We start from the raw sequence: 1,345 nt of genomic DNA on the forward strand, positions 1-1,345 counted from the left end.
TAGGCCGTAGACTCATAAGCCCGTAGCCACAGCCTCATTGAGGCGAGTTGGACCATGGCGAGGAAGTTCGCGGCGAGCTTATCGTAGCGGGTTGCGACCCGGCGGAAGTGCTTCAGCTTGGAGAAGAAGCGCTCGATCAGATTGCGCTCGCGGTAGAGCCGCTTGCTGAAGCAGGGTTTCCAGCGCCGGTTGCTCTTCGGCGGGATGTTAGGCGTTGCGCCCTGGTCTTGGATCAGTTCGCGGATGCGATCGGCATCATAGGCCTTGTCCGCCAGCACGATGGTGCGCGGTCCGAGATGGTCGAGCAGCGCATCTGCGATCTGCCCGTCATGCGTCTGCCCGGCAGTTAGGCCGAACCGGATCGGGAGGCCCAGCGCGTCGACGACGACGTGGATTTTGGTCGTGAGGCCGCCGCGTGATCGACCGAGACACTGATCTGCACCCCCTTTTTTACCGTCGCGGCCTGCTGGTGGGCGCGAACAGAGGTGCTGTCGATCATCTGGATGTCGCCGTCGTGCGCAGCGGTGATGGCGTCCATCAGCCGGTCCCACACGCCCGCCTTCCGCCATCGCACAAAGCGGTTGTAGCAGGTGGTGCGTGGGCCGTAGCGCTCAGGCAGGTCGCGCCACGGCGCACCGGACCGCAATACCCAGAAGATGCCATTCAGCACGCGTCGGTCATCGACGCGCGGCACGCCTCGAGATTTGTTGGGCAGTAGCGGCTCGATAACGCGCCACTCGAAGTCGGTCAGGTCGTATCTGCTCATGCCGAGCCTGAATCAGATTTCGACGGCATGCGAAAGCCCAAGCTCGAACTGCGCTTTCAGCTATGCCGCGCGGCTGAGCAAATCCGCAACTATCTGCCCCAAATTCGATGGGGGATTAGCAGAGGGAACTGCCAAATCTGCCTCCGGCTCAAAGCCCCCTTTGCTACCCAAATTACGATGAGGCGTGACTTTCAGCGAAATCCCATCGCTAACGACGCTGACATGTTGGGACAATTTCATGAATGTGGCCCACGAACCAACTCCGGCGGCCGCCAATAGCGGCTTGTCGATGCGTGCATCGGGCGGTGGTGTCGGGACGCCATTCTGTGAGCGATCCAAAGCCATTTCGATGGCGCGGCCCAACTCATCATCCGTAGGCTGGCTGAGGCAGGCAACGTGCTCATCGTCGATCCAAAATCCAGCTTTCGTCTGGTGAGACGCTGTCACAAACAGCTTCCCCTTCCGTTCATAGATTGCAGCCAGCTTTTTCATGTCTTCACTTTGCGCACGAAGCGCACGCCTGTCCACTCGATGACGGCGACCAACCCAGTCTTTTCAATTTATGAGTTCACGGCCTAA

Annotated in this window: 2 protein-coding genes; both read right to left on the reverse strand. The window is 59.9% G+C overall.

Annotation, left to right across the window (positions count from 1 at the left end):
* A protein-coding gene (locus tag K7G82_RS29595) for an IS5 family transposase (RefSeq protein ID WP_222994089.1) occupies positions 1 to 766 on the reverse strand; the annotation gives its coding sequence in 2 pieces (ribosomal slippage) (positions 1 to 442 and positions 442 to 766; 767 coding nt annotated over the 2 pieces). This gene is flagged as partial in the annotation.
* A gap of 60 nt (positions 767 to 826) precedes the next feature.
* Positions 827 to 1,258 (reverse strand): hypothetical protein, encoded by a 432-nt coding sequence (locus K7G82_RS29600; RefSeq protein WP_222994090.1) that lies wholly within the window; start codon positions 1,256 to 1,258, stop codon positions 827 to 829.
* Positions 1,259 to 1,345: the final 87 nt, after the last annotated feature.

Origin of the sequence: Sphingomonas colocasiae (assembly GCF_019880585.1) — a bacterium.
Lineage (GTDB): Bacteria > Pseudomonadota > Alphaproteobacteria > Sphingomonadales > Sphingomonadaceae > Sphingobium_A > Sphingobium_A colocasiae.